The sequence below is a fragment of the Stenotrophomonas sp. 05L413 genome (assembly GCF_056397945.1).
Genome location: NZ_JBFTOL010000005.1, coordinates 21,762 through 45,148 on the forward strand (window position 1 = coordinate 21,762; position 23,387 = coordinate 45,148).

At 69.2% G+C, this 23,387-nt stretch carries 19 protein-coding genes and 1 pseudogene; 12 read left to right on the top strand and 8 right to left on the bottom strand.

The window, feature by feature from the left end; genetic code table 11:
* Positions 1 to 5: 5 nt before the first annotated feature.
* Genes recD through recC form a run of 3 tightly spaced genes read right to left on the bottom strand, consistent with a single transcriptional unit; the run spans position 6 to position 8,883 of the window.
* Positions 6 to 1,901 carry an exodeoxyribonuclease V subunit alpha gene (gene recD, locus AC1DIQ_RS12165; protein ID WP_461769723.1) on the bottom strand — a complete coding sequence of 632 codons (1,896 nt, stop codon included), beginning with the start codon at positions 1,899 to 1,901 and terminating at the stop codon, positions 6 to 8.
* Positions 1,898 to 5,539 carry an exodeoxyribonuclease V subunit beta gene (gene recB / locus AC1DIQ_RS12170; RefSeq protein ID WP_478050120.1) on the bottom strand — a complete coding sequence of 1,214 codons (3,642 nt, stop codon included), beginning with the start codon at positions 5,537 to 5,539 and terminating at the stop codon, positions 1,898 to 1,900. The genes recD and recB overlap by 4 nt, the downstream gene beginning before the upstream one ends.
* Positions 5,536 to 8,883: an exodeoxyribonuclease V subunit gamma gene (gene recC, locus AC1DIQ_RS12175; RefSeq protein WP_478050121.1), complete on the bottom strand. Its 3,348-nt coding sequence runs from the start codon at positions 8,881 to 8,883 to the stop codon at positions 5,536 to 5,538. The genes recB and recC overlap by 4 nt, the downstream gene beginning before the upstream one ends.
* Before the next feature lie 224 nt (positions 8,884 to 9,107).
* Here recC and AC1DIQ_RS12180 point away from each other — a divergent pair, with 224 nt between their 5' ends.
* The 6 genes from AC1DIQ_RS12180 to AC1DIQ_RS12205 all read left to right on the top strand — a co-directional run bounded on the left by AC1DIQ_RS12180 (position 9,108) and on the right by AC1DIQ_RS12205 (position 13,217).
* Positions 9,108 to 9,896 carry an ABC transporter ATP-binding protein gene (locus tag AC1DIQ_RS12180; protein WP_019183992.1) on the top strand — a complete coding sequence of 263 codons (789 nt, stop codon included), beginning with the start codon at positions 9,108 to 9,110 and terminating at the stop codon, positions 9,894 to 9,896.
* A complete protein-coding gene (locus AC1DIQ_RS12185) occupies positions 9,896 to 10,645 on the top strand; it encodes an MlaE family lipid ABC transporter permease subunit (RefSeq protein WP_019183993.1) in 750 nt (249 codons plus the stop codon). The genes AC1DIQ_RS12180 and AC1DIQ_RS12185 overlap by 1 nt, the downstream gene beginning before the upstream one ends.
* An 81-nt stretch (positions 10,646 to 10,726) precedes the next feature.
* Entirely contained in the window at positions 10,727 to 11,254 is a 528-nt protein-coding gene (gene mlaD, locus AC1DIQ_RS12190) for an outer membrane lipid asymmetry maintenance protein MlaD (RefSeq protein WP_019183994.1), read from the top strand.
* Positions 11,251 to 11,913 (top strand): MlaC/ttg2D family ABC transporter substrate-binding protein, encoded by a 663-nt coding sequence (locus AC1DIQ_RS12195; protein ID WP_121043669.1) that lies wholly within the window; start codon positions 11,251 to 11,253, stop codon positions 11,911 to 11,913. Before mlaD ends, AC1DIQ_RS12195 begins: the two co-directional genes overlap by 4 nt.
* Positions 11,903 to 12,214, top strand: coding sequence for an STAS domain-containing protein (locus tag AC1DIQ_RS12200; protein WP_121043673.1), 312 nt, complete (start codon positions 11,903 to 11,905; stop codon positions 12,212 to 12,214). The genes AC1DIQ_RS12195 and AC1DIQ_RS12200 overlap by 11 nt, the downstream gene beginning before the upstream one ends.
* A gap of 1 nt (position 12,215) precedes the next feature.
* Positions 12,216 to 13,217 (top strand): MlaA family lipoprotein, encoded by a 1,002-nt coding sequence (locus tag AC1DIQ_RS12205; protein ID WP_152152848.1) that lies wholly within the window; start codon positions 12,216 to 12,218, stop codon positions 13,215 to 13,217.
* 57 nt (positions 13,218 to 13,274) lie between these two features.
* On the opposite strand, the gene AC1DIQ_RS12210 is transcribed toward AC1DIQ_RS12205, so the two are convergent.
* The 4 genes from AC1DIQ_RS12210 to AC1DIQ_RS12225 all read right to left on the bottom strand — a co-directional run bounded on the left by AC1DIQ_RS12210 (position 13,275) and on the right by AC1DIQ_RS12225 (position 16,962).
* Positions 13,275 to 13,835, bottom strand: a complete 561-nt coding sequence (locus tag AC1DIQ_RS12210; RefSeq protein WP_121043679.1) for a glutathione peroxidase — start codon at positions 13,833 to 13,835, stop codon at positions 13,275 to 13,277.
* Between the two features lie 56 nt (positions 13,836 to 13,891).
* Positions 13,892 to 14,248 carry a hypothetical protein gene (locus AC1DIQ_RS12215; protein WP_152152814.1) on the bottom strand — a complete coding sequence of 119 codons (357 nt, stop codon included), beginning with the start codon at positions 14,246 to 14,248 and terminating at the stop codon, positions 13,892 to 13,894.
* 85 nt (positions 14,249 to 14,333) lie between these two features.
* A complete protein-coding gene (locus AC1DIQ_RS12220) occupies positions 14,334 to 15,917 on the bottom strand; it encodes a DNA recombination protein RmuC (protein ID WP_478050122.1) in 1,584 nt (527 codons plus the stop codon).
* Between the two features lie 37 nt (positions 15,918 to 15,954).
* Complete coding sequence (locus AC1DIQ_RS12225; protein ID WP_478050123.1) at positions 15,955 to 16,962, bottom strand: zinc-binding alcohol dehydrogenase family protein; 1,008 nt, start codon at positions 16,960 to 16,962, stop codon at positions 15,955 to 15,957.
* A 90-nt stretch (positions 16,963 to 17,052) separates the two neighbouring features.
* Between AC1DIQ_RS12225 and AC1DIQ_RS12230 the strand changes: the two are divergent.
* The 3 genes and pseudogenes from AC1DIQ_RS12230 to AC1DIQ_RS12240 form a co-directional block, all read left to right on the top strand.
* Positions 17,053 to 18,020: pseudogene (locus AC1DIQ_RS12230) on the top strand (LysR family transcriptional regulator); the annotation flags it as partial.
* Between the two features lie 16 nt (positions 18,021 to 18,036).
* Positions 18,037 to 18,663 (top strand): leucine efflux protein LeuE, encoded by a 627-nt coding sequence (gene leuE, locus AC1DIQ_RS12235; protein ID WP_461770314.1) that lies wholly within the window; start codon positions 18,037 to 18,039, stop codon positions 18,661 to 18,663.
* A 185-nt stretch (positions 18,664 to 18,848) separates the two neighbouring features.
* Positions 18,849 to 19,205, top strand: a complete 357-nt coding sequence (locus tag AC1DIQ_RS12240) for a hypothetical protein (RefSeq protein ID WP_121043696.1) — start codon at positions 18,849 to 18,851, stop codon at positions 19,203 to 19,205.
* Positions 19,206 to 19,215: 10 nt separating this feature from the next.
* Here AC1DIQ_RS12240 and AC1DIQ_RS12245 read toward each other — a convergent pair whose 3' ends face one another.
* Entirely contained in the window at positions 19,216 to 20,115 is a 900-nt protein-coding gene (locus tag AC1DIQ_RS12245) for a LysR family transcriptional regulator (RefSeq protein ID WP_121043699.1), read from the bottom strand.
* A 100-nt stretch (positions 20,116 to 20,215) separates the two neighbouring features.
* On the opposite strand from AC1DIQ_RS12245, the gene AC1DIQ_RS12250 reads away from it, so the two are divergent.
* The 3 genes from AC1DIQ_RS12250 to AC1DIQ_RS12260 all read left to right on the top strand — a co-directional run bounded on the left by AC1DIQ_RS12250 (position 20,216) and on the right by AC1DIQ_RS12260 (position 23,282).
* Positions 20,216 to 21,211, top strand: coding sequence for an aldo/keto reductase (locus AC1DIQ_RS12250; protein WP_478050124.1), 996 nt, complete (start codon positions 20,216 to 20,218; stop codon positions 21,209 to 21,211).
* A 101-nt stretch (positions 21,212 to 21,312) separates the two neighbouring features.
* Positions 21,313 to 21,723 carry a hypothetical protein gene (locus AC1DIQ_RS12255; RefSeq protein WP_478050125.1) on the top strand — a complete coding sequence of 137 codons (411 nt, stop codon included), beginning with the start codon at positions 21,313 to 21,315 and terminating at the stop codon, positions 21,721 to 21,723.
* Between the two features lie 146 nt (positions 21,724 to 21,869).
* Positions 21,870 to 23,282, top strand: coding sequence for an amino acid permease (locus tag AC1DIQ_RS12260; protein ID WP_313211280.1), 1,413 nt, complete (start codon positions 21,870 to 21,872; stop codon positions 23,280 to 23,282).
* Positions 23,283 to 23,387 lie beyond the last annotated feature (105 nt).

Genomic DNA, 23,387 nt, shown 5'->3' on the forward strand with positions numbered 1-23,387 from the left:
CGGGGCTAGAACAACTGCCCCTGGGCCGGCGCCGTCACGACGGCGTCGGCTACTGCGTCGCCCTGGCCGCCTTGCAGGCGCGCCGCCAGGCCCGACAAACGGCTGGCATGCCGCGCCAACGCGGCTTCCAACACTTCCGCACTGCCGAGCACGTGCAGCGACTGCCGCGCACGGGTCATACCCGTGTAGATCAGCTCGCGCGACAGCACGCGGTTGTCGCGCCGCGGCAGCTGCAGCCAGACCTCATCGAACTCCGAGCCCTGTGCCTTGTGCACGGTCATCGCGAACGCACTCTCATGAGCGGGCAACGCACCCGGGTGGAAGCCGCGCGGCTGGTCCGGCGTCTCGCCGGGGAACCATGCCGTGACGCTGCCGTGCCGATCAATCAGGCAGATGCCGATGTCGCCGTTGAACAGGCGGTGCCGGTAGCTGTTTTCAGTGATCAGCAGCAGCCGACCGTGGAAATAGCCCGGCGCCATGCCCGGCCGCGGCACACCGGCCAGCAGTGCTTCGATGCGCGCGTTGAGCCCGCGCGCACCCTGGGGGCCTTCGCGCACGGCGGTAAGCAGGCGGATGCGGCCGGCATTGGCCAGCGCCTGACCGGGATCGGCGGCTTCGCCGAGGCCACGCCAATGCCCGAGCAGGTGCTCGCGATGATGCTGCAGCGGGTCGCTCTGGTCCTCGTGGAAGTGCACACCGGCCAGCGTGCCCGCGCGTAACAGGGCAAGTGCGGTGGCACTGTTGCCCTCGCGCACGGCATGCGCCAGCGGCGCCAGATCGAGCGCGTCGGTCTGCCGGTAGCCGCGCTGCAGCTGCACGCGCCGGCCCGCGAACCGGCGTGGCGGTGCCAGCGGTTGCAGCGCGTCGGGCGCGAGCAGCGCGCGTAATGCCTGCGCGTCGTCGGCCTGCGTGCCCAGCCCATCGCCACTGGCACGCAGGATCGCACTGAGCACATCGCCGGCTTCCACCGAGGGCAGCTGATCCGGATCGCCGAGCAGCACCAGCCGGCTGCCATCGGCGACCGCCTCGACCAGCTTGGTCATCAACGGCAGATCGATCATCGAGGCCTCGTCCACCACCACCACGTCATACGGCAGCGGGTTGTCGGCGTGATGGCGGAAGCGCGGCGAATCCGGGATCACCCCGAGCAGGCGATGCAGGGTAGTGCCGGTGCTCGGCATCGCATCACACAGGGCCGGCGCGATGCCGACCAGCCGCAGCCGCTGCACGGCCAGGCGCAGGCTCTCGGCCATGCGTTCGGCGGCACGGCCGGTCGGCGCGGCCAGCGCGACCCGTGGCAATGCCTGGTCCGCCTGCACCGCCTGTGCGGCCAGCAGTACCAGCAGCCGCGCGATGGTGGTGGTCTTGCCGGTGCCGGGGCCGCCGGTCACCAGCACCAGCGGATGGCACAGGGCGACGGCCGCCGCACGGGCCTGGTGATCCATCCCCTCGCGCGCCTGCGGGAACAACTGGCCAAACAGGGTGGCCAGACGGCCGGGATCGGCCTCGGCCAGCGGATGCGTGGCGATGCGTTGCAGGCCCGCGGCAAGCCGCCGCTCGTATTCGCGGTAGCGGCGCAGATAGAGCAGCCCGTTCTCCAACACCAGCGGTGCATCGCCGGAGACCGCGTCATCTGCATCCGGCACCTCCACCCACGGCGAGCTGCGCAGCTGCGCCAACCAACCCTCGGGCGCGGGCCACTCGATCTCTGCATCGATCAGCCGCTGCGGCTGGCTCGGATCCAGGCCGGCATGGCCTTCCGAGACCGCCAGCGAGGCCAGTGCAGCACCGAGCAGCACCGGCTCGGGCGTGTCCGGGCGCAACCGGCGCAGGCTCTGCGCCAGCGCGTGATCGAGTGTGCGCAGCGCATTGCCGCGGTACAGCGTGGTAAGCAGGCTCATGCGTCCCCCCGTGCGCGGGCGGCCATGCGGGCCTGGGCGTGTTCGCCACCGGCGAACAGCGCATCCAGCGCATCCACGAGGACCGGATCGAAGCGATGCGCATACAGGCCGGGACTGTCCTCGCGGCCTGCATCCAGGCCGCGGCAGAACAGATAGCGGATGCCGCCCATGTCACGGGTGTAGTCGTACTGCGCGCCCAGCCGGAAGCGCAGCCAGCGATGCAGTGCCACGGTGTAGATCAGCGCCTGCAGGTCGTACTCGCTGTGTTGCATGGCGCTGGCCAGCCGGGCTGCGTCGTAGCCGGGCAGGCGATTGGATTTGTAATCAAGCACGTACCAGCGGTCCGCGCGCACGTAGGTGAGGTCGATCTTGCCGGTCATCAGGCCCTCCAGCCGCCGGCGGGTGCCGAAGCCATGGCGGTCACGCACCAGTCCGTGCGCGTGCAGCAGGCTCAGCAGCGCTGGAACGGCGGTCGGCTGCATCGCGAAGTGGAACTCGATCTCGGCACGGCGTGCATCGGCCGGCAGGTCGTGCAGTGCGCCGCCTTCCGGCAGGGGCACGGTCAGGGTCTGGCCGACCAGCGCGGTCAACATGGCCACGCCATCGTCCAGATCTTCCTCGGCATAGCCTTCGGCGCGCAGCGAAGCACGCAGGACCTCGGCTTCCTCGCCGGGGGCCGGCTGCCCGGCCTGCCAGCCGCCCCACAGCGCGAAATCGGTGTTCTCCAGCGCATCGTGCAGCACATTGCCAAAGCGGCTGCCCATGAAACGCGGGTCGACTTCGTCGCTGGCCACGGCCGGTTGCTCGGCGTCCAGGGTGAGGTCCACGCCGGCCGGTTCGTCGGCCGCGGGGGCCGGCACTTCGGTCGCGGCGGCATCGGTGTCGTGGCCGGCGTCGGCATGCGCCAGCTGGGTGAAGCTGTACACCCACCAATCGTGCGGCACGCGGCGGGTGAGCGCGCGTACCGGCGGCAGTTCGCCCTCGCGTTCGAAGGCGAGCTGTGCCGGCCGGGTCTCCACCGGGCCTTCGATCACGGCGATGTCCGGGTGGTCACGCAGGGCGGCCATGTTGGACAGCATCGGTGCCAGGCGGGTCTTCGCCAGGCCGGCCAGATCACCCGCGGCGATCCACAGCGCGTGCTCGGCGCGGGTCAACCCGACGTAGAGCAGGCGCGCGTCTTCGGCCTCCTGTTCCTGCGCGCTGCGCGTGCTGGCCGCGCTCCAGCTGTCATCTTTGTCCAGCTTCCAGTGCAACTCGCGGCGGCCGTTGGCGTACACCGTGCAGTTGGCCTCGGTGTTCGGCGCGCCACCCCCGATGCCCACGAACGGCAGGAACACCAGCGGATACTCCAGGCCTTTGCTCTTGTGCAGGGTGATGATCTGCACGCGGCGCGCATCCGATTCCAGGCGCAGCAGCTGCTGTTCGTCGTTCTGGTCGGCGTGCGCCATCTGCACCTGCAGCCAGTCGAGCAGGCCGTGCATGCCCAGCGTCTGCCCGGCCGCCTGCTGCAGCAGTTCGCCCAGCTGCAGGTAGTTGGTCAAGCGGCGCTCGCCATCGAGCAGGCCGAGCAGGCGCTCGGCGTGCTCGGCACACAGATCGGCGATCACCGCGAACGGGCCGCCGCGCTGCCAGCGCTCACGCCATTCCAGCAGCCGCACCTGGAACGAGCGTTGTGCATCCCCTTCACGCTCCAGCGCATCGATCGCCTCGGCATCTTCGCCAAGCAACACGGTCGACAGCGCCGCGCGCAGCCGTCCTTCATCTGCCGGTTGCAGCAGGGCCAGCAACAGCAGGCGCAGGTCGTGCGCTTCGGGTGTGGCGTACAGGCTCTGCTTGCCCGCGGCGACGGCGGGAATACCCACCGCACCGAGCGCCTGCTGGATGCGCGTGGCCTCCTTGTGCGAGCGCACCAGGACCGCGATGTCGCCGGGTTGTACCGGCACGTCGCGCAGCAGCGCGCGCCCTTGCCGGGCCTCACTGAGGATCTGGTGGATCGCGGCCACGCAGGCGTCGCTGGCCTGCTGGCGCGAGGGATCGGCCTTGAGATCGCCGGCCTCGGTGTTGTGCAGCACGCGCACGGTCAGGCCGGGTGCGGGAATCCCGTCGCGCAGGAAATCCGCATCCACGCGGGTGCTGCCGGGGTGCACCGGCTCGAAGGCGATGTCGGCTTCGAGGAAGGCGCGTTCGCCGGCATTGGCGTACAGCGCTTCGATCGCGTGCAGCACCGCCGGGCGCGAGCGGAAGTTTCGGTCCAGCGCGGGCGCGGCATCGGCCTGCCGCTTGGCCTTGAGGTAGGTGTGGATATCGCCGCCGCGGAAACCGTAGATCGCCTGCTTGGGATCACCGATCAGGAACAATGCCGGTGCCAGGCCGGCCTCGCGGGTCTCGCGCGAATCGCCGAACACGCGCTGGAAGATGCCCCACTGGCGGTCGTCGGTATCCTGGAACTCGTCCACCAGCGCGATCGCGTACTGCGCCCGCAGCTGCTGCACCAGGGTGGCGCGATGCGGGCCGTCGAGTGCATCGGCGACGCCCTCGATCAGGTCATCGTAGGTCTGCACGCGGCCGATCCGCTTGAGCTCGGCCAGGCGCGCACGCGCTTCATCGCGCAGGTCATGCAGGAAGGCGGTGGCCTGCTGGCGCAGCCACTGCTCGCGCGCATCGGCGGCATGCCACCAGGCCTGCAACGCATCGAACAGCGGCGACGCCGGGCACTGGCCGTCCATGCCGTCCTTGCAGAAGGCCAGCAGCTGCACCGGCAGCAGTTTGCCCAGGTGGCTCTTGTCGCCGCGCGGCCAGTGCTGCGCGCTGCGGCCGGCAAACAGCTCGCCGAAGGCCTTGTCGAAACTCGGCCGTTTGGCACGACGGCCGTCGAAGACCTTGCGATCGAAGGCGGTGGCGATCTGCGCCTGCGCGTCTTCGCCGTGGCTCTCGATCGCCTCGGCCAGCGCGGCCGCGGCGAGCCGCAGCTGCGGCGCGGGGTCGTCGAAGGTGTGGGTCGGTCGCGCCGGCAGCAACGGCAACGGCTTGATCAGCGTGGTGAGATCGCCGGCCAGCGCCTCGGGCGAGGACCACAGCCAGGTCAGCGCATCGACCGTGGCCGCGTCGTTGGCATGCACGCGCCACAGGTCGGCGGCGAGTTCCTCGTGCAGCGCGCGTTCGCTCGGCAGCAGGGTCGGCGGATCGAAGGTGTGTCCGCTCTCCAGGGCATGCTCACGCAGCATGCGGGTGCAGAAGCCATGGATGGTGAAGATCGAGGCGAGGTCGATTTCGTCGGCCGCGGTCTGCAGCCGGCGCGCCAGCGCGGCCGGTGTTTCTTCGCCGAGGGCGAGCTGGCGGTGCAGGATCGCCCGGGTCAGGACGACCTCCGGGCTGTCCTGTTCGCTCGGTGCGCGCTCGACCAGCTGTGCGGCCAAGGCAAGGCGCTCGCGGATGCGCTTGCGCAGTTCCTGCGTCGCGGCATCGGTGAAGGTGACCGCCAGGATCTGGCCGATGCGCCAGCCCTTCTCCACCACCAGCCGGGTGAACAGCGTGGCCAGGGTGAAGGTCTTGCCGGTACCGGCGCTGGCCTCGATCAGGCGCACGCCCTCCAGCGGCAGCGCCAGATAGGGATCGTTGAGCAGGTCATGGTCGATCATCGCAGGGCTCCTTCCTCATCAAAGCCCGGGAATACCCGGCCTTCGCGCACCGCGGTAAACACCACGAAGCTGTTGTGCAGCACGTGTCGGTAGCTGTCCGCGCTGGCGAACGGATCATGGCCACGCAGCGCGAGCTGGTAGCCCGCGCCGGTGGATTCGCCCCAGGTCCGGTCGCTGCCATGCCACTTGGCGCGGCCTTCGGCTTCGCGCTTGGCCTCGGCGGCGGTGTACAGCACCCAGCCGGTGGACGGGCCGTACAACAGCGGCGCGCGCAGCCCTTCGCTGCGCAGCTGCAGCAGGCGGCGCAGCACCTCGTGCGCACGTTCGGCCTCCAGCGGCGGCAGCGTGTGCGGGCCGAGCCCGTCATCGCCCGCGTCGTGGAACTGGACCAGCGGCTGTGGGTCGCCGGCGGCGTTGGCGAGCAGCCAGTCCAGGCCCTGGCGGATCGCGGCGCGGCCATTGAGCGGGCCCGGGCGCAGGCGCACCAGGCCATGCGGATGCAGGCCGTCGACGCGGCCGTGCAGACGCACCCCGTCGATATCCACTTCGTAGCGGCGGCTGCCGGCAGCGGTACCGGCCTGCCACTGCGCCAGCGCCTGTGCGTAGGGTTCGGTCTGCGCCTGCAGCAGCGCGAACTGACGCTCCCCCAGTGCACCGGAGGGCAGCAGCGCACGCGCGCGCAGCCGGGGGTACAACGGCGCGGCATCCTCGTCGAGGGTGGCCTCGATCACCGCCTGCTGCAGCAGTACGGTATCGCCACCGCGCGCCGCCATCACCAACGGCTCCACATCCTCGGCGTTGTCCACGTCGTCGGGCAGGCGCAGGCCGAGCCGTTGCGAGAGGAACTGGCTGGCCGGATCGGTGAGGAAGCGACGCAGCGCATCCACGCTCAGTTCCGCCTCGCCCACCACGCTCTCCATCGGTGGCAGTGGCCGTGCGAACCAGGGCGCCAGCGCACGCCGTGCGCCGCCAAGCGAGCCGGCGGCCGGGTGCCATTGCTGGCGATAGCTGAAACGTCGCGGTTCCTCACCGCCACCGAAGGCCGCCGGTGCAAACGGCTGCAGCGAGTGCCGCACCGTCATCCGCTTGGCCGCCGCGGGCGGATCCAGGTGGTACTCGGCAGCGGCATCGATCAGCTCGCTGACCAATACTGACGGTTCGCGCACGCTGCCATCGCGCGGATCGGCGCCCAGGTAGCTCAGGTAGAACACGTCCTGCGCCGAGGCGAACAGCTGCAGGAACAGGAAACGGTCGTCCTCGCGCAGCGAGCGGTCGCCATGCCGGCGCTTGTCGGTGCCCAGTTCGGCGGTGAGCTGGTTGAGCCCCGCAGCCGGGTCGCGGCGCGGGAAATCGCCATCGTTCAGCCCGAGCACGCAGATCACCCGGAACGGCAGCAGGCGCATCGGCACCATCCGCCCGAAACTGACGCCGCCGGTCAGCAGCGGCGCACGTGTATCGGCCTGCGCGAGCACGCCGGCGAAATGCGCGCGCAGCACCTCCGGCGGCACGTCGCCCTCGAAGCCGGCGGTATCCGCATCACGGGCGAACTCGTTGATCAGTTTGCGCAGCCGCTCCAGCGCGCGCTGGCTGTTGGCGGCCTGCGGCGGCTCCGGCAGCAGCGCATCGAGCAGCGCCAGCAGACGCTGCCGCCACTGGCCGGGCGACATCGCCTCTCCCAACGCCTTCTGGTAGCGCGCCAGCACCCGCAGCAGGCCGAGCAGGCGGTCCAGCGCATCCAGCGCGCTGCCTTCCAGCTCCGGCCACGGCGCGACCCCGGCGATATCGCCGTCGCTGCCGCTGGCATGGCCGAGCAGCAGGCGATCAAGTGCGAACTGCCAGGTGAAGGCGTCATCGACCGGGGCCTGGTGCTGGCCGCGATGGGCGGCATCCAGCCCCCAGCGCGCGCCGGCGGCCTGCAGCCAGTCGTGCAGGCGGTCAAACGCCGCCGCATCCAGACCGGCCGCTTCGGCCAGCGGCGCGCTGGCGAGCAGATCCAGCACTTCGTTCAAGCCGAAGCGCGAGACCGGCAACCCGAGCAGGTGCACGAACACATCGGCCAGTGGTTCACCCGCCAGCGGGCTGGTGTCGGCCAGCGCATAGGGAATGTGGTCATCGCCGCCGCCGCGCCCGCCGAACACCGCTTCCAGGTAGGGCACGTAGGGATCGATGTCCGGCGCCAGCACCGCGATCTCGCGCGCCTGCAGCGGCGGATCGAAGCGCGGGTCCTGGAGCAGGCCGCGCAGCTGGTCGTGCAGCACCTGCAGTTCGCGCAGGCGGGTATGGCAGGCATGCACCTGCAGGCTCGGGTCGTCGTAGCGCAGCGCCTCGCGCAGAGGCCCGGCGGGCTGCCCGCGGCGGTGGAACAGGTCGCGCTGCAGGCGATGCAGCAGGCTGTCGGACAGGCCGCCGGCGTCCATGTCCGGGCGCGCGTCCTCTTCGGGATCGTCGTAGGCGGCGATCTCACCGGAGGGGTGCACGACCTCGTAGCTGCCCAGCACCGCCATGAAGTCGCGGCCCGCCGCGCCCCAGGCCTGCAGCAGGCGGTTCTCGCCGGCCGCCTCGCCGAACGGATCGGGCGCGCCGCTGCGCAGCTTCTCGCCCAGGGTCTGCAGATCGCCCCAGTAGGCCTGGGTCGGTGTGGGCAGATAGAAGTGCATCGTGCCGACCCGCGCCAGGGTGGCCATCACCCGCAGCACGTCCGGGGAGATGTTGAGCGTGGCGAAGGCGAACACCCGCGCCGGCAGGCCCTGCGGCAGCGGTTGGCCAGCGCCCTCGAAACGGGCGAGATAGGCATCGATGCGGCGCGCACGGTACTGCTTGCCGCTGGCGATATGCCGCCACAGGATCGCCTGCGGGTCGTTCGGTGCCGCGCCGGCCTCCCAACGCAGCAGCCAATCGCGGCGCCAGGCCTGGTACTTCTCGAACACCGAGGCCAGCTCGGCGGCCAGCGCCCACGGCTTGAGCGGATCGGCCGCGGACAGATACGCCTGCAGGGCCGCCATCGGCGGCTGCGCCATCAGCACCGGGTCACGCAGCGCGGCGTACAGCCTCCAGCGCAGGCCCTCGGCATTGAGATCGTCATGTTCGCCGGGCACGTTGGCGTTGAGGGCGCGGGCGACCAGCTCACCGGGGGTGAGGAACTCCAGGTTGGCGGCAATGCCATACTCGGCCGCCAGGGTCGATTGCAGCCAGCGGCGCATCGCGACCTGCGGGATCAGGACCACCTCGGGCACCAGGATCGATTGGCCCGGCACGGGCGTGCGCAGCGTCGTGGCCAGCAGGGCGGCCAGCACATCGAGCGAGTTGGAGTGGTACAGGCGGAAGTCTGAAGCGGCGTCGGTCATCGCAGGAGTGTGCCGCAGCCCGCGCACGAACGCAGCGCTGGCCGGTGTCCGGACGCGGAAAAGCCCGTGGCCGATACCGGCCCGACACGCTGTGTTGCAGCCCACGGCCTGGTTGCCGGGGCGCTGCCCTCACCTGCCCGTGCGACAATACTGCACGGTGCAGTTCGGTTATGTTCAGCCGTTCACCATGATCTTACAACGTTGGAATTTTGTTAATGGCGCTCATGACGGTTTCCGAAGAGAGTCTGGTGCAGTTGTCCAACGTCCGCATCGACCGCGGCGGACGTACGATCCTGCGCGACGTTTCGCTGACCGTTCCGCGCGGCAGCATCACGGCCGTGCTCGGCCCGTCAGGCAGTGGCAAGTCCACCCTGCTGGCCGCGCTGACCGGTGAGCTGCGGCCGGTTGCCGGCGAGGTCACCCTGTTCGGCCAGCCCATCCCGACCGGCGCACGCGCGCTGTTGGAGATGCGCAAGAGCGTAGGCGTACTGCTGCAGGGCAACGGCCTGCTGACCGACCTGACCGTGGCCGAGAACGTGGCGCTGCCGCTGCGCACCCACACCCGCCTGCCCAAGCCCGTGCTGCGCCGCCTGGTGCAGATGAAGCTGCATGCGGTCGGCCTGCTGGCCGCTGCCGATGCCTGGCCGCGCGAGCTGTCCGGCGGCATGGCGCGCCGTGTGGCCCTGGCCCGCGCGCTGGCACTGGACCCGCCGCTGATGATCTACGACGAGCCGCTGACCGGGCTGGATCCGATCGCCTCGGGCGTGATCATGAGCCTGATCCAGCGCCTCAACCACAGCCTGGGGCTGACCAGCATCATCGTCAGCCACCACGTGCACGAGACCCTGCCGATCTGCGACCAGGTGATCGCGATCGCCAACGGCGGCATCGTGTTCCAGGGCAGCCCGGCCGCGCTCGAATCCAGCCAGGACCCGCTGCTGCGGCAGTTCCTGCATGGTGAGCCGGACGGCCCGATCCCCTTCGATGCCGCACCGCGTGCGAGGGTTGCCTGATGCCGTTCGTTGACGCCACCCGCTCGCTCGGTCGCGCCGGCCTGTTCTCGCTGACGGTGCTGCGCGGCTCGCTGCCGACCGCCGATTTCCTGGCCGAGCTGACCCGCGAGATCTACAAGATCGGTGCACGTTCGCTGCCGATCATCGCCGTGGGCGGTGCCTTCGTGGGCCTGGTGCTGACCCTGCAGGGCTACCGCACGCTGACCACCTTCGGTGCCGCCGATGCCTTGTCCACGCTGCTCGGCCTGTCGCTGTACCGCGAACTGGCCCCGGTGCTGACCGCGCTGCTGTTCATCGGCCGCGCCGGCAGCTCGATCGCCGCCGAGCTGGGCCTGATGCGGGCCACCGACCAGATCAAGGCCCTGGAGCTGATGGCGATCGACCCGGTCGCCAAGGTCGTTGCCCCGCGCTTCTGGGCGGCGGTACTGACCGTGCCGCTGCTGACCGGCATCTTCTGTTCACTGGCGATCAGTGCCAGCTACTTCGAGGCCGTGCACGTGCTCGGCCTGGACAATGGCGTGTTCTGGTCGGCGCTGAGCAACAGCGTGGACTTCTGGGACGACTTCGGCGTGGCGATGCTGAAGTCGGCGATCTTCGGCGGCACGGCGGCCCTGGTGGCCTCCTATGTCGGTTTCCATGCCGAACCCACCATCGAAGGCACCTCGGTCGCCACCACGCGTGCGGTGGTCAACGCCTCGCTGCTGGTGCTGGTCTTCAACTTCGTGCTGTCCGCCATGATGTTCCAGTAGGTACCGACCGTTGGTCGGTACGCAAAGACTTCCCGCCCGGACACCTGTCCAGGCACCTGACAAAGAACAGTGAGATATCCCATGGCCATCCGCGGTCCCAGACTCGAATTTTCCGTCGGCGCGTTCCTGCTGCTGGCGCTGGCCTCGCTGCTGGTGCTGGCCGTGGCCTCCACCAATCAACGGTGGGGCACCGGTGGCAGCGGCTACGAACTCAAGGCGCGCTTCACCCAGATCGGCCAGCTGCGCAAGCAGGCCCCGGTCAAGATCGGCGGCGTCACCATCGGCCAGGTCTCGGGCATCGAACTGGATCCCCAGAAGTTCGACTCGATCGTGACCCTCAAGCTCGACGGCAAGTTCAAGGATCTGCCCGCCGACACCTCGGCCGGCATCTTCACCAGCGGTTTGCTCGGCGAGAGCTATATCGGACTGCAGCCGGGCGGAGATCCGGACGTACTCAAGTCCGGCGACGAGATCGTCTTCACCCAGCCGGCGGTGGACCTGCTGCAGCTGGTCGGCAAGTACATGTTCAGCGGTCCGGCCAACACCGGTGGCGCTGACTCCCACGATGGCAACGGCGCGCCCGCGCCTGCAACGGAACCGCAACCATGAAAAAGACCCTGATCCCGGCACTGCTGGCCTCGGCCCTGCTCGCCGCCACGCCCTCTCTCTCCTTCGCCCAGGCCGCCCCGGCGGCCGCTGCCGCCCAGCAGGGCCAGGCCAGCAAGGCCGTGATGGACGCCAGCACCCGCATCCTGACCTCGCTGCAGCAGCGCCGCACCGAGTTCCGGGCCAACCCGGCCGTGCTGCGTGACTTCATCAACAGCGAGCTCAACAAGACCTTCGACCGTGACTACGCCGCCCGCCTCGTGCTGGGCGTGCACGGCCGCGGCGCCTCCGATGCCGACGTCAAGCTGTTCGCCGATGCGATGGCCGACAACCTGATGCAGCGCTACGGCTCGGCCCTGCTCGAGATCCAGGGCAAGCCGACCTTCCGCCTGAAGACCGAGTCGCCGCTGCCGGGCAACCGTGGCGTGCGCGTGTCCACCGAGCTGATCCGCGCCGGCAGCGAGCCGACCCCGGTCGACTACCTGATGCGCAACGTCAACGGCCAGTGGAAGATCTTCGATGTGATGATCGAAGGCATCTCCTACGTGCAGACCTTCAAGACCCAGTTCGACGCCCCGCTGCGCCAGAAGTCGATCCAGCAGGTCGCCACCGAACTGCGCAACGGCAGCATGCAGGCCGGGCAGGCCCCGCGTGGCAAGTAACAGCGCCAGCGTGCAACGCAACGGCACCTCGCTGGTGTTCAGCGGGGAGCTCGACCGCGCGGCGGTGACGGCTCTGTGGCCCTCGCTGACCGCGCTGGACGGCGTGCAGCAGGTGGATCTGGCGGCGGTGAGCCGGCTCGACAGCGCCGGTCTGGCGCTGCTGGCCGAGCTGGCCGCACGCCTGCGTGCAGACGGGACCCCACCGACGATCGTCGGCAGCCCGGACGGTTTCACCGACCTCAGTGCCGCCTACCGGTTGGCACCCACCCTGGATTTCCATGCCCTTTCTGCGGCGAGCTGACATGAACGTCATACGCACCCTCCCCCTCCTCGTGCTGGCGCTGGCCTTGAGCGCCTGTGCCGGCAAACCCGCACGCGACAGCGCACCGGTCAGCGTCGAGGTCGCCCCCGTGACGGCACCGACGACCGCGACGGCCGACGCCGATGCCGTACCGGCCGATATCGTCGCCGACACGACGCCCCCCGCTGCTCAGGCCGGCACCGACCCGGCCACCGCGCCAGTCAGTGGCGGCACCGCACCGACCAATGCCGAGGACGATTTTGCCGCGCTGTATGGTGGCCCGGCCCCGACCGCGGAGGGCAGTGAAGGCGGCAGTACGGCCTACGATCCCTGGGAACCCTTCAACCGCAAGGTGCACAGTTTCAACAACGTGGTCGACCGCGCCGTGGCACGACCGCTTGCCACTGCGTACACGCGTGTGGTGCCACGTTTCGCCCGTACCGGCGTGACCAACTTCTTCAGCAATCTGCGGGCACCGGTGACCATCACCAACCAGGTGCTGCAGGGTCGCCCTGGCGATGCGTGGGACAGTCTGGGGCGGTTCCTGATGAACTCCACGCTGGGCGTGGGTGGCTTGTTCGATCCGGCCAGCAAGGCGATGGTGCCGCGACGCAGCGAGGACTTCGGCCAGACCCTGGGTGCCTGGGGCTGGCGCGGCTCGCGCTATGTGGAGCTGCCGTTCTTCGGCCCGCGTACCGTGCGCGACGTGTTCGGCCTGGCGGGCGACATTCCGCTCTCGCCGATCCGTACCATTGAAGAAGACAAGATTCGTATCGGTCTTCAGGGTCTGCAGCTGGTGGACATGCGATCGCAGTTGATGGCGCTGGATGACATCCGCGACAACGCCGTGGACGAGTACGCCCTCACCCGCGATGCGTGGCTGCAACGTCGCAACTACCAGATCGAGAACGACCTGCGTGGCAAGCACGCGCGCGGCAAGGACGCCGACGACACCGCACCGATTCCGGTCGATGCGATGCCGATGCCGAACTGGGGTAACTGAAGCCCCACGAAAAAGCCCCGCCGAAGCGGGGCTTTTTTGTGTTTCCGGGTCCGCCGATCAGGCCGCCAGCGCGGCGTCGATCGCCGCGACCAGGCGTGCGTCATCGGCCGGCACGTCCGGGGCGAAGCGCGCGATGACCTGACCATCGCGGCCGACCAGGAACTTCTCGAAGTTCCACAGCACGCCCGGGGCGGCGTTGACTACCAGCTCCGGATACTTGGCCACGGCGCCCTGCAGCTTCTCGCGCATCGGGCCTTCGCCGGTGGCGGCCGGCTGCGCGGCGGTCAGCTGCTGGTACAGCGGATGGGTGTCCTCACCGGCGACGCTGATCTTGGCGAACATCGGGAAGCTGACGTTGTATTCCAGCTGGCAGAACTGCTGGATATCCGCTTCGCTGCCCGGCTCCTGGGCCAGGAAGTTGTTGGCCGGGAAGCCCAGCACTTCCAGGCCGGCGGCCTGCTTGTCGGCGTACAGCGCCTGCAGGCCTTCGTACTGCGGGGTCAGGCCACACTTGGAGGCGACGTTGACGACCAGCAGCACCTTGCCGCGGTAGTCGGCCAGCGAGGTCGGCTGACCTTCGATGGTGGTCACGGGGATGTCGTAGACGGTCTGGCTCACGGCAGGTTCCTTGCGTTGGATCGGGGGAGGCACAGCATAGCCGTGCCGGGGGGCGGTCAGTCGACGCAGATCGTGCCCATCGCCACACCGCCATCGATGCGCTGGCGGCAGCCGAAGTTCTGGCTGACATCGCGCTGGCAGACGCCACGCGCGGCCGTTCCCGGTGCGGCATCGCCGGTGGCCAGGCACTGGCCGGTGCAGTCGGCCTTGGCGCTGCAGGCCTTGCCGGCATCCGCGTAGGGCACCACACACTGCACGCGCTGCAGGCGACCCAGCGGCTGCAGGCTGCCACCGGCGGCGGTGCATTCGGCGGCGCTGGGCGTGGCAGGCGTGGCGGCGGTGGTATCGGCAGGCGGTGTGCTGCTGCACCCGGCCAGGGCGAACAGGAGGGACAGCATCAGGGTCAGACGCATGGGCGGTTCCTTGAAAGGTTGAAGACGGCAGGGAAAAGACGTGCCGCGCAGCATGCGCGATCACCTGCATGCACGGCGTCGGCGTTCACTCCTGCGCGGGGCTGGTCTCGTCGCCTGCCACGTCCTCGTCCTCGCCGCTCATGTCGCCGAGCAGGTCCTGGGTCTGTTCACTGCCCAGCGTTTCCACGCTGCGCAGGCGGCGCTCGATGGTGCGCGTCTTGCGGCTGGCTTCGCCGAGGCTGCGGCCAACCGTGGTGATCTGCTTCTCGGCTTTTTCCAGGATGCCGGCGAACTTGCCGAACTCGCTCTTGACCGCACCGAGCAAGCCCCACACTTCGCTGGAGCGCTGTTCGATGGCCAGCGTGCGGAAGCCCATCTGCAGGCTGTTGAGCAACGCGGTGACGGTGGTCGGGCCCGCCACCACCACGCGATGGTCGCGCTGCAGCAGGTCGATCAGGCCAGGGCGCCGGATCACTTCGGCGTACAGGCTTTCAGTGGGCAGGAACATCACCGCGAAATCGGTGGTGTGCGGCGGCGCGATGTACTTGTCGCAGATCGATTTGGCCTGGATGCGGATCGCGCGTTCCAGCTGCGCGCCCTGCACCCGCACACCCTCGACGTCGCCCTGCTCCTGCGCATCGAGCAGGCGCTCGTAATCCTCACGCGGGAACTTGGAATCGATCGGCAGCCACACCGGGGTGTCTTCATGGCCACGGCCCGGCAGGCGCACGGCGATATCGACGATCTCGTTGCTGTCCGGGCGTACTTTGACGCCGCGCGCGTACTGCTCCTGGGTGAGCGTCTGCTCGAGGATGTTGTCCAGCTGCACTTCGCCCCAGCTGCCGCGGTTCTTGACGTTGGTCAGCACGCGCTTGAGGTCGCCCACACCGGTGGCCAGCTGCTGCATTTCGCCGAGCCCGCGCTGGACCTGCTCCAGCCGCTCGGAGACCAACTGGAACGAAGCACCCAGGCGGGTCTCCAGGGTCGTCTGCAGCTTCTCGTCCACGGTCACGCGCATCTGGTCGAGCTTCTCGGCGTTGTCGCTCTGCAGGCTCTTGAGCTGCTGCTCGAGCGTGGCACGCATCTCGCCGATACGCTGCTCGTTGCGCTGGGTCATCTCCTGCAGGCGCAGGCCCAGCGATTCGGCCAGGCGCTGCTGCGACTGCCCGGTTTCCTCGCGGCCCAGGCGAGCGTCTTCTGCCAGGGCCTGGCGCAGCGCGGCCATGTGGCTGTCGGTACGCGTGGTCAGTTCCACCAGCTGCTGGCCGAACGCTTCGATGCGCGCCTGCTGCTGTTGCCCGAACGCTTCCAGCTGCGCACGCACTTCCTGCATGCGCAGGGCCAGCAGGTCGCCGGTGCGCTGCTGGCTGAGCGTGCTTTCCTCGCGGGCCTTGCGCGCGTCTTCACCGAGCGCATCGCGCAGCAGGTCCAGCCGCTGGTCGGTACGGGTGGAGAGATCGGTCAGCGCGCGCGCGAAACTTTCCAGCCGGGCATCCTGCTGGCGGCCCAGGCCTTCGAGCTGCTCGCGCAGTTCGCTGCGGCCGACCCGCGCTTCCTCGCGCAGGGTCTGTTCAAGGTCGCCATGGCCGGAACGCCGCAGCAGCGCGAGCAGCTGCAGCACGAGGACGGCACACACCAGGCCGCCGAGGATGAGGAATTCGGTTTGCATGCGCCAAGTGTAGGCCGCGGCGGTCTCATTGGCTGCGTCAGAACCCTTCGAGCACGAGCTTGCCGCGCGCGCGGTGGCTCTCGATCAGGGCGTGCGCCTGGCGCAGGTTGGCGGCGTTGATGCGGCCGTAGTGCTCGCCGAGCGTGGTGCGCAGCACGCCCGCGTCGATCAGCGCGGCGACGCGCTCAAGCAGGTCGTGCTGGCGCTGCACATCGGGCGTGTTGAAGCTGGAGCGGGTGAACATCGATTCCCAGTGCAGCGACAGGCTCTTGCGCTTGAGCGCCATCACGTCGAGCTGGCCGGGATCGTCGATCAGCGCCAGCTGACCCTGCGGCGCCAGCACGGCAACGATCTGATCGTAGTGCTGGTCGGTATGGGTCAGGCTGGCCACATGGCTGACCTCGGCGATGCCCAGGCGCTGCAGGCCTTCGCCCAGCGGCTGGGTGTGGTCGATCACATGGTGCGCACCCAGCGCGTAGACCCAGTCCTGGGTATCCGGGCGCGAGGCGGTGCCGATCACGGTCAGGCGGGTCAGCTGGCGGGCCAGCTGCACCAGGATCGAGCCGACGCCACCAGCGGCGCCGATCACCAGCAGGGTCTGCCCTTCGCCGCCGTTTTCCGCGATGCGCAGACGGTCGAACAGCAGCTCCCAGGCGGTGATCGCGGTCAGCGGCAACGCCGCGGCGGCGGCATCGTCCAGGCTGGCCGGCTTGTGGCCGACAATGCGCTCGTCCACCAGCTGGTACTCGGCATTGCTGCCGGCGCGGCCGATCGCGCCGGCGTAGAAGACCGCGTCACCGGGCTGGAACAGCGTCACCGCGTCGCCCACCGCATCCACGATGCCGACTGCGTCGAAGCCCAGTACGCGCGGCTCGGTGACCGCCACGCCGGTGCGGACCTTGGTATCGACCGGGTTTACCGAGATCGCGCGGACCTCGACCCGCAGGTCGCGCGGGCCGGGGGTGGGGATCGGCAGGGTGATGTCCACCAGCGCGGCGGGGTCGCTGATCGGCAGGCCATGCTGGGTATAGGCGACGGCTTTCATCGGGGGAGATCCGTTGGGGAAGACGGACAGCCTGCGCTTCACGCCCTGGCAGAGAAAGGCGCAAAATCGGGCAGCACTTTCACTGCAGGAATGAAAATGGTCCGGTTCGATGACCTCGCCCTGTTTGTCCGCACCGCCGCGCTGGGCAGCTTTTCCAACGCCGCGCGCGAGGCGGGCCTGCTGCCCGGTCAGGTCGCTGCGGCGGTGGCGCGGCTGGAACGCGAGCTGGACCTGCGCCTGTTCGTGCGCTCCACCCGCAGCCTGCGCCTGACTGCCGAGGGCGCGCTGTACCTGCCCTATGCGCAGGAGGTGCTGGCCGCGCTGCGCGAGGGCGAGGCCCGGGTGCGGGGCGCAGATGCCGAACTGCGCGGCACGCTGCAGGTGGCCGCACCCTCGGATCTGGGCCGCAACCTGCTGCTGCCATGGCTGACCGAGTTCCGCGCCGCGCATCCGAAGCTGCAGCTGCGCCTGCAGGTGTCCGACCAGGTTGCCGATGTGTTCCGCGACCCGGTCGACATCGCCTTCCGCCTGGGCCGCTTCGACAACGCCAGCTATGTCGCCCTGCCCCTGCTGCCCGGCAATCGCCGGGTGCTGGCCGCGTCACCGGATTACCTGGCCCGGCACGGTGCGCCGGACAGCCTGGAGGCGCTGAAGGAGCACCACTGCCTGCTGTATCAACTGGCTGGGCGAGCCTATGACCGCTGGAGTTTCGAGGCCGATGGACGGCGCACGGTGATCCCGGTGCGCGGCAACATGGTCTGCGACGATGCCGACGTGGTCCGGCGCTGGGCAGTGGCGGGAGAAGGCATCGTGTTCAAATCGTGGCTGGATATCTGCGCCGATGTGCAGGCCGGGCGCCTGCAGGTGCTGCTGGACGGGGCCGGCGACAGCCTGCCGTTGAACCTGGTGTGCCCGCACCGCAAGCAGTTCTCGCCGGCGATCCGGCAGCTGCATGCGATGTTCGCGCAACGGCTGCAGCCGCTGCTCGCCGGCTTGCCGGCCGGCGCGCGCTGACGCTATCGCCCGGCGCGCGGCTGCCGGACAATGCTCCTCCCCCGTCGTCGAGTCGCCGCCATGCCGTGGATGGGCATCCAGGATCTGTGGACCTTTGTTGCTGCCGTGCTGGTGTTCCTGGCACTGCCGGGCCCGGGCACCTTCACCCTGCTCACCGCCACCGGCCGCGGCGGCGTGCGCGGCGGTTACACGGCGCTGTTCGGCCTGCTGCTGGGCGACCAGATCCTGATGTGGCTGGCGGTGGCCGGCGTAGCGGCGCTGCTCAAGGCCAACCCGCTGGTGTTCCACGCGGTGCAGTACCTCGGCGCGGCGTACCTGGTGTGGATCGGCATCGGCCTGCTGCGCCAGCCGCGCGCCCAGGGCGAGGAAGGTGGCATCCGCCTCACGCCGGGCCACTACTTCCGCCAGGCGGTACTGATCAACCTGCTCAACCCGAAGGCGATCATCTTCTACATGGCCTTCCTGCCGTTGTTCATCGATCCGGCACGGCACCAGGGCGTGGTGACGTTTGCGACCATGGCGCTGATCATTTTCGGCATGGGGCTGGCCTACTGCTCGGTGCTGATCGGGGTGGGCAACCTGCTGCGCCGTCGGATTCTGCAGCACCCGCGTGTCGGGCTTTGGCTGAGGCGGGTGGCAGGGGTGTTTCTGGTCGGCTTCGGTGTGCGGCTGGGCGTGAGCGGCTGAGCCCTTGCAGGCAAGCGTGGTGCACGACGACAGGGCGCGCCGCGTTCGGCCGCGGATAGGCAGCATCATCGCGACGCTCGGTTTTCATTCAAACATTGAGATTCCCCTGCGTACCGGCGAGGTGTCCAATCGGCGCCATCGTCCAACGTCGCCTCACCGGCGCGTGCGCAACACTGCGGGGACCCATGCCGCCACCTGTCTACTTCGTGCAGCACCTGAGTGGTCATGACGAACGTCTGCTCGGCATGCACACCCGGCGCATCGATCTGGCCCATCCAGCCGTGACCCGCATTGTCGCGGGGCTTCAGCCGCTGGACCGGATCGATCTTCGTACGTGCCTGTTCGACTGCCACGCCAGCCTGGTGCTTGGGCTGCGCCATCGCATCGCCGAGGCCGAAGCGGCGGCGCAGGGCTGGCGTCTGTTCGATGCCAACGGCGTGTTGTGCTGCAAGCGCTTCCCCGGGGATGCGCAGGTGATCTATCCACAGGGCCATCCACCGCAGGCAGACTGGGCACGCGCCCTGCTGCCGGGCACCGGCTGAGCCGCACGCGTCAGCGCCGCATCGCCTCACGCAGATGGTCGATGAACACCCGCAGCTTGGGCGCCATCTGCTCGCGTGCCGGGTAATAGAGGTGGAAGCCGGCGAACGGCTGCTGCCAGTCCTGCAGCACGCACTGCAGGCGGCCGGCCGCCACATCGCCGGCGTACAGCGCCTCGAACCCCTGCGCCAGGCCCATACCCCGGGTGACCGCCGCATGGATCAGCCCGGCATCGTTGAACACCAGCCGGCCCGCGACCTCGACCTCGAAATCGCGCCCCTCGCCGGTGAACTCCCACGCCATCCGCCGTCCGGTGCTGAGCCGGTGCACGATGCACTCGTGCCCGACCAGGTCGGCCGGGGTCACGGGCACGCCATGCATGGCCAGATAATCCGGCGTGGCCACCACCACCTGGCGTTCCAGCGGCCCGATCGGCACTGCGATCATGCCGCGGGCCAGGCTTTCGCCCAAGCGGATCCCCGCGTCAAAGCCGCCGGCGACCAGATCGGTCAGCGCGGTCTCCACGAACAGCTCCACCTCGATCTGTGGATAACGCGCCAGGAAGCCGGGCAGGTGCGGCAGCACCAGCAGTTCGGCAGCGATCCTCGGCACGTTGATGCGCAGTTTGCCGGCGGGGACATCGCGCAGCTGGTCCAGGTCGTCGAACGCGGCATCGATCCGGGCCAGGCCCTCACGTACCTGCGCCAGGAAGCGCGCGCCCTGCTCGGTCAGGCCGACCCGGCGCGTGGTCCGTTGCAGCAGCCGCACGCCAAGGTGGGCCTCCAGCGCGCGCACCGTCTGCGAGAGCGCCGAGGGCGATACGCCCAGCTCGTCGGCGGCCCGGGTGAAGCTGGCATGGTGCGCGACGCGCGCGAAGGCAACCACGGCGGGCAGAGGATGCTGAGCGCTCATTGTGAAGGCTGGCTTCAAGGACGATGCAGGAGCAGCCAGTTTATCCACATAGTCCGCAGGAGGATGCTGGTCCTGTTCCTTCCCTTCCCCGGAGTACCGCATGCAGATCCGCACCCTTGGCCGTGATGGCCCCACCGTTTCCGCGCTCGGCCTGGGCTGCATGGGCATGAGCGCGTTCTATGGCGGCCGCGGCAGCGATGCCGACGCGATCGCGGTCATCCACCGCGCGCTGGAGCGCGGCGTCACCCTGCTCGACACCGCCGACATGTACGGCCCGCACACCAACGAGGTGCTGGTCGGCAAGGCGATCGCCGGCCGCCGCGACCAGGTGTTCCTCGCCACCAAGTTCGGGATCAAGCTGGAGCCGAGCGACACCGCCGCGCGCAGCGTCGATGGCCGCCCGGAGTACGTGATCGCCGCCTGCGAGGCCAGCCTGCAGCGGTTGGGCGTGGACCACATCGACCTGTACTACCAACACCGCGTGGACGGCACGGTGCCGATCGAGGACACCGTGGGGGCGATGGCGCGGCTGGTCGAACAGGGCAAGGTGCGCTTCCTGGGCCTGTCCGAAGCCTCGGCCGGCACGATCCGCCGCGCCCATGCGGTGCATCCGATCACCGCGGTGCAGACCGAGTACTCGCTGTGGTCGCGCGATCCGGAAGACAACGGTGTGCTGGCGACGGTGCGCGAGCTCGGCATCGGGTTCGTGCCCTACTCGCCGCTGGGCCGTGGCTTCCTGACCGGCGCGATCCGCAGCCCGGCCGATTTCGACGCCGACGACTACCGCCGCCAATCGCCGCGCTTCCAGGGCGAGAACTTCGACCGCAACCTGGCCCTGGTCGACGCGGTCACCGCGATGGCCAAGGCCCAGGGCGTGAGCCCCGGGCAGCTAGCCCTGGCCTGGGTGCTGGCGCAGGGCGAAGACCTGGTGCCGATCCCGGGCACCAAGCGGCTGGCCTATCTGGAAGAAAACCTCGGCGCGCTGCAGGTGCAGCTCAGCGCCGACGCGCTGGCCCGGATCGATGCGATCTTCCCGGCGCATGCCGCCGCCGGCCCGCGCTATGCCCCTGCGGCCATGGCGACGTTGAACCGCTGACGCCCACCTGCCGGATCGGGATGCTCGATCCGGCTGATGCTGCCGGCAGCGCGCGCGCGGGAGGACAATGGCCCTCTTTCTGTCTGGATGAACCCTGCCCCATGCGCTGGCTCGCCCTGCTGTTGCTGCTGCTGGCCATCGCGCCGGCGCACGCCGATGACATCCGCTGCCTGACCGGCGGCAGCCGCCAGCAGATCCACCTCGAATGGAAACTCCCCGAGGGCACCGCGGACGGTGAGCGGGTCAGCCATGTGCGTTACGCCGGCAAGACCGCGTGGCTGCGGCTGACCCTGGCCTCGCAGGAGAGCACGGTGCTGGCCGAAGACCGCCCGTGGCAGTTCGACACGGTGTGGGACGAGCACCTGGACGGCAAGGTGATTGGCCACTACGCGATCAGCACCCAAGGCGCGCGCATCTATGGCTTCTCCTACACCAACGCGCGCACCGGCCAGCAGACCGCCTTCGGCGAAGACTTCGAGGCGATCACCGACACCGGCTGCCACTGGGAATGAGCGTCCGGCCTTTGTGCCCGTTTCGTCACCTTCGCCTCAGTCATGCGGGCCGTGCAGCCGCTTACGACGCTTGGCAGTAGTAATGCTGCGCCGCGTTCGGTAAAACTCGCAGACTTGTCGTTCACAGTCATCCACCGCGAGGCCCCATGTCATTGCTCCGGCGCAAGTCCCTAGACACCGTCACCGTCCATGAAGCCGGCAGGCAACTGATCCCGACCCTGAGTTGGCCGCACCTGATCGCGCTGGGCATCGGCGCGATCGTCGGCACCGGCATCTACACCCTGATCGGTGTCGGCGCGAACCTGGCCGGCCCCGCAGTGCTGATTTCCTTTGCCATCGCCGGCGCGGTCTGCGCCTGCGCGGCCCTGTCCTACGCCGAACTGTCCACGATGATGCCGGCCGCCGGCAGCGCCTACACCTACAGCTACACCGCCCTGGGCGAGGTGGTGGCCTGGGTGGTCGGCTGGAGCCTGATCCTGGAGTACTCGCTGGTGGTGAGTACGGTCGCGGTCGGGTGGTCCGGCTACGCGGTCGGCTTCCTGCACGGCTTCGGGATCGACCTGCCCTTGATGCTGACCGCCGGCCCTCACGTGGAAGGCGGCTTCATCAACCTGCCGGCGGTGCTGATCACTTTCCTGGTGGCCGGCATGCTGATGGCCGGCACCAAGGAAAGCGCGACCCTCAACGCAGTCCTGGTGGTGATCAAGATCATCGCGCTGACCGTGTTCGTGGCGATCGCCCTGCCGCACTTCGATACCGGCCACATGGAGCCGTTCATGCCGTTCGGCTTCGTCAAGTCGCTGGGCGCCGATGGCGTGGAACGCGGGGTGATGGCGGCCGCCGCGATCATCTTCTTTGCGTTCTACGGCTTCGATGCGATCTCCACCGCCGCTGAAGAAACCAAGAAGCCCGAGCGCGACCTGGCAATCGGCATCATCGGCTCGATGGTCGGTTGCACCATCATCTACGTGCTGGTGGCGCTGGCCGCCGTGGGTGCGATGAGCTACACGATCTTCGGCCAGAGCGCCGAGCCGCTGGCGCTGATCCTGCGCGAGCTGGGCAGCCCGGGTGCGGCCAAGTGGATCGGCGCAGCGGCGGTGATCGCGCTGCCGACCGTGCTGCTGGCCTTCCTGTACGGCCAGAGCCGCATCTTCTTCGTCATGTCGCGCGATGGCCTGCTGCCGCGTGGTCTGTCCAAGGTCAGCGCGCGCACCGGCACGCCGGTCGCCACCACGCTGTTCACCGCGGTGCTGGTTGCTGCGCTGGCCGGCGTGGCACGTCTGGATGAGATCGCTGCGCTGGCCAACGCCGGCACGCTGGCCGCGTTCACCGCGGTGGGCCTGTGCCTGGTGGTGCTGCGCAAGCGCGAACCCAACCGCGTGCGCAAGTTCCGCACGCCGCTGGCCTACGTGGTCGGCCCGCTGGCGGTGATCGGCTGCGTGTACCTGTTCTTCAGCCTGCCGAGCACCACGCAGTTGTACTTCCTGGCGTGGAACGTTCTGGGCCTGATCGCCTACTTCGCCTACGGGCGTCGCAATGCGGTGCTGGGCAAGCGCTGAGCTATCGCGCCGGCCACCGGGCCGGCGATGACCGGGTGTGAGAAAGGCAGGCCCTGGGCCTGCCTTTTTCTTTGCGGGCGCTGGTGACGCCGCCCTGCCGGGCAG

Coding starts and splice junctions, on each gene's coding strand:
- AC1DIQ_RS12250 (WP_478050124.1), top strand. CDS start 20,216: ATGCAGATCCGCACCCTTGGCCGTGATGGCCCCACCGTTTCCGCGCTC.
- leuE (WP_461770314.1), top strand. CDS start 18,037: ATGCCGTGGATGGGCATCCAGGATCTGTGGACCTTTGTTGCTGCCGTG.
- AC1DIQ_RS12245 (WP_121043699.1), bottom strand. CDS start 20,115: ATGAGCGCTCAGCATCCTCTGCCCGCCGTGGTTGCCTTCGCGCGCGTC.
- mlaD (WP_019183994.1), top strand. CDS start 10,727: ATGGCCATCCGCGGTCCCAGACTCGAATTTTCCGTCGGCGCGTTCCTG.
- recD (WP_461769723.1), bottom strand. CDS start 1,901: ATGAGCCTGCTTACCACGCTGTACCGCGGCAATGCGCTGCGCACACTC.
- AC1DIQ_RS12205 (WP_152152848.1), top strand. CDS start 12,216: ATGAACGTCATACGCACCCTCCCCCTCCTCGTGCTGGCGCTGGCCTTG.
- AC1DIQ_RS12195 (WP_121043669.1), top strand. CDS start 11,251: ATGAAAAAGACCCTGATCCCGGCACTGCTGGCCTCGGCCCTGCTCGCC.
- recB (WP_478050120.1), bottom strand. CDS start 5,539: ATGATCGACCATGACCTGCTCAACGATCCCTATCTGGCGCTGCCGCTG.
- AC1DIQ_RS12180 (WP_019183992.1), top strand. CDS start 9,108: ATGACGGTTTCCGAAGAGAGTCTGGTGCAGTTGTCCAACGTCCGCATC.
- AC1DIQ_RS12185 (WP_019183993.1), top strand. CDS start 9,896: ATGCCGTTCGTTGACGCCACCCGCTCGCTCGGTCGCGCCGGCCTGTTC.
- recC (WP_478050121.1), bottom strand. CDS start 8,883: ATGACCGACGCCGCTTCAGACTTCCGCCTGTACCACTCCAACTCGCTC.
- AC1DIQ_RS12260 (WP_313211280.1), top strand. CDS start 21,870: ATGTCATTGCTCCGGCGCAAGTCCCTAGACACCGTCACCGTCCATGAA.
- AC1DIQ_RS12225 (WP_478050123.1), bottom strand. CDS start 16,962: ATGAAAGCCGTCGCCTATACCCAGCATGGCCTGCCGATCAGCGACCCC.
- AC1DIQ_RS12240 (WP_121043696.1), top strand. CDS start 18,849: ATGCCGCCACCTGTCTACTTCGTGCAGCACCTGAGTGGTCATGACGAA.
- AC1DIQ_RS12215 (WP_152152814.1), bottom strand. CDS start 14,248: ATGCGTCTGACCCTGATGCTGTCCCTCCTGTTCGCCCTGGCCGGGTGC.
- AC1DIQ_RS12255 (WP_478050125.1), top strand. CDS start 21,313: ATGCGCTGGCTCGCCCTGCTGTTGCTGCTGCTGGCCATCGCGCCGGCG.
- AC1DIQ_RS12220 (WP_478050122.1), bottom strand. CDS start 15,917: ATGCAAACCGAATTCCTCATCCTCGGCGGCCTGGTGTGTGCCGTCCTC.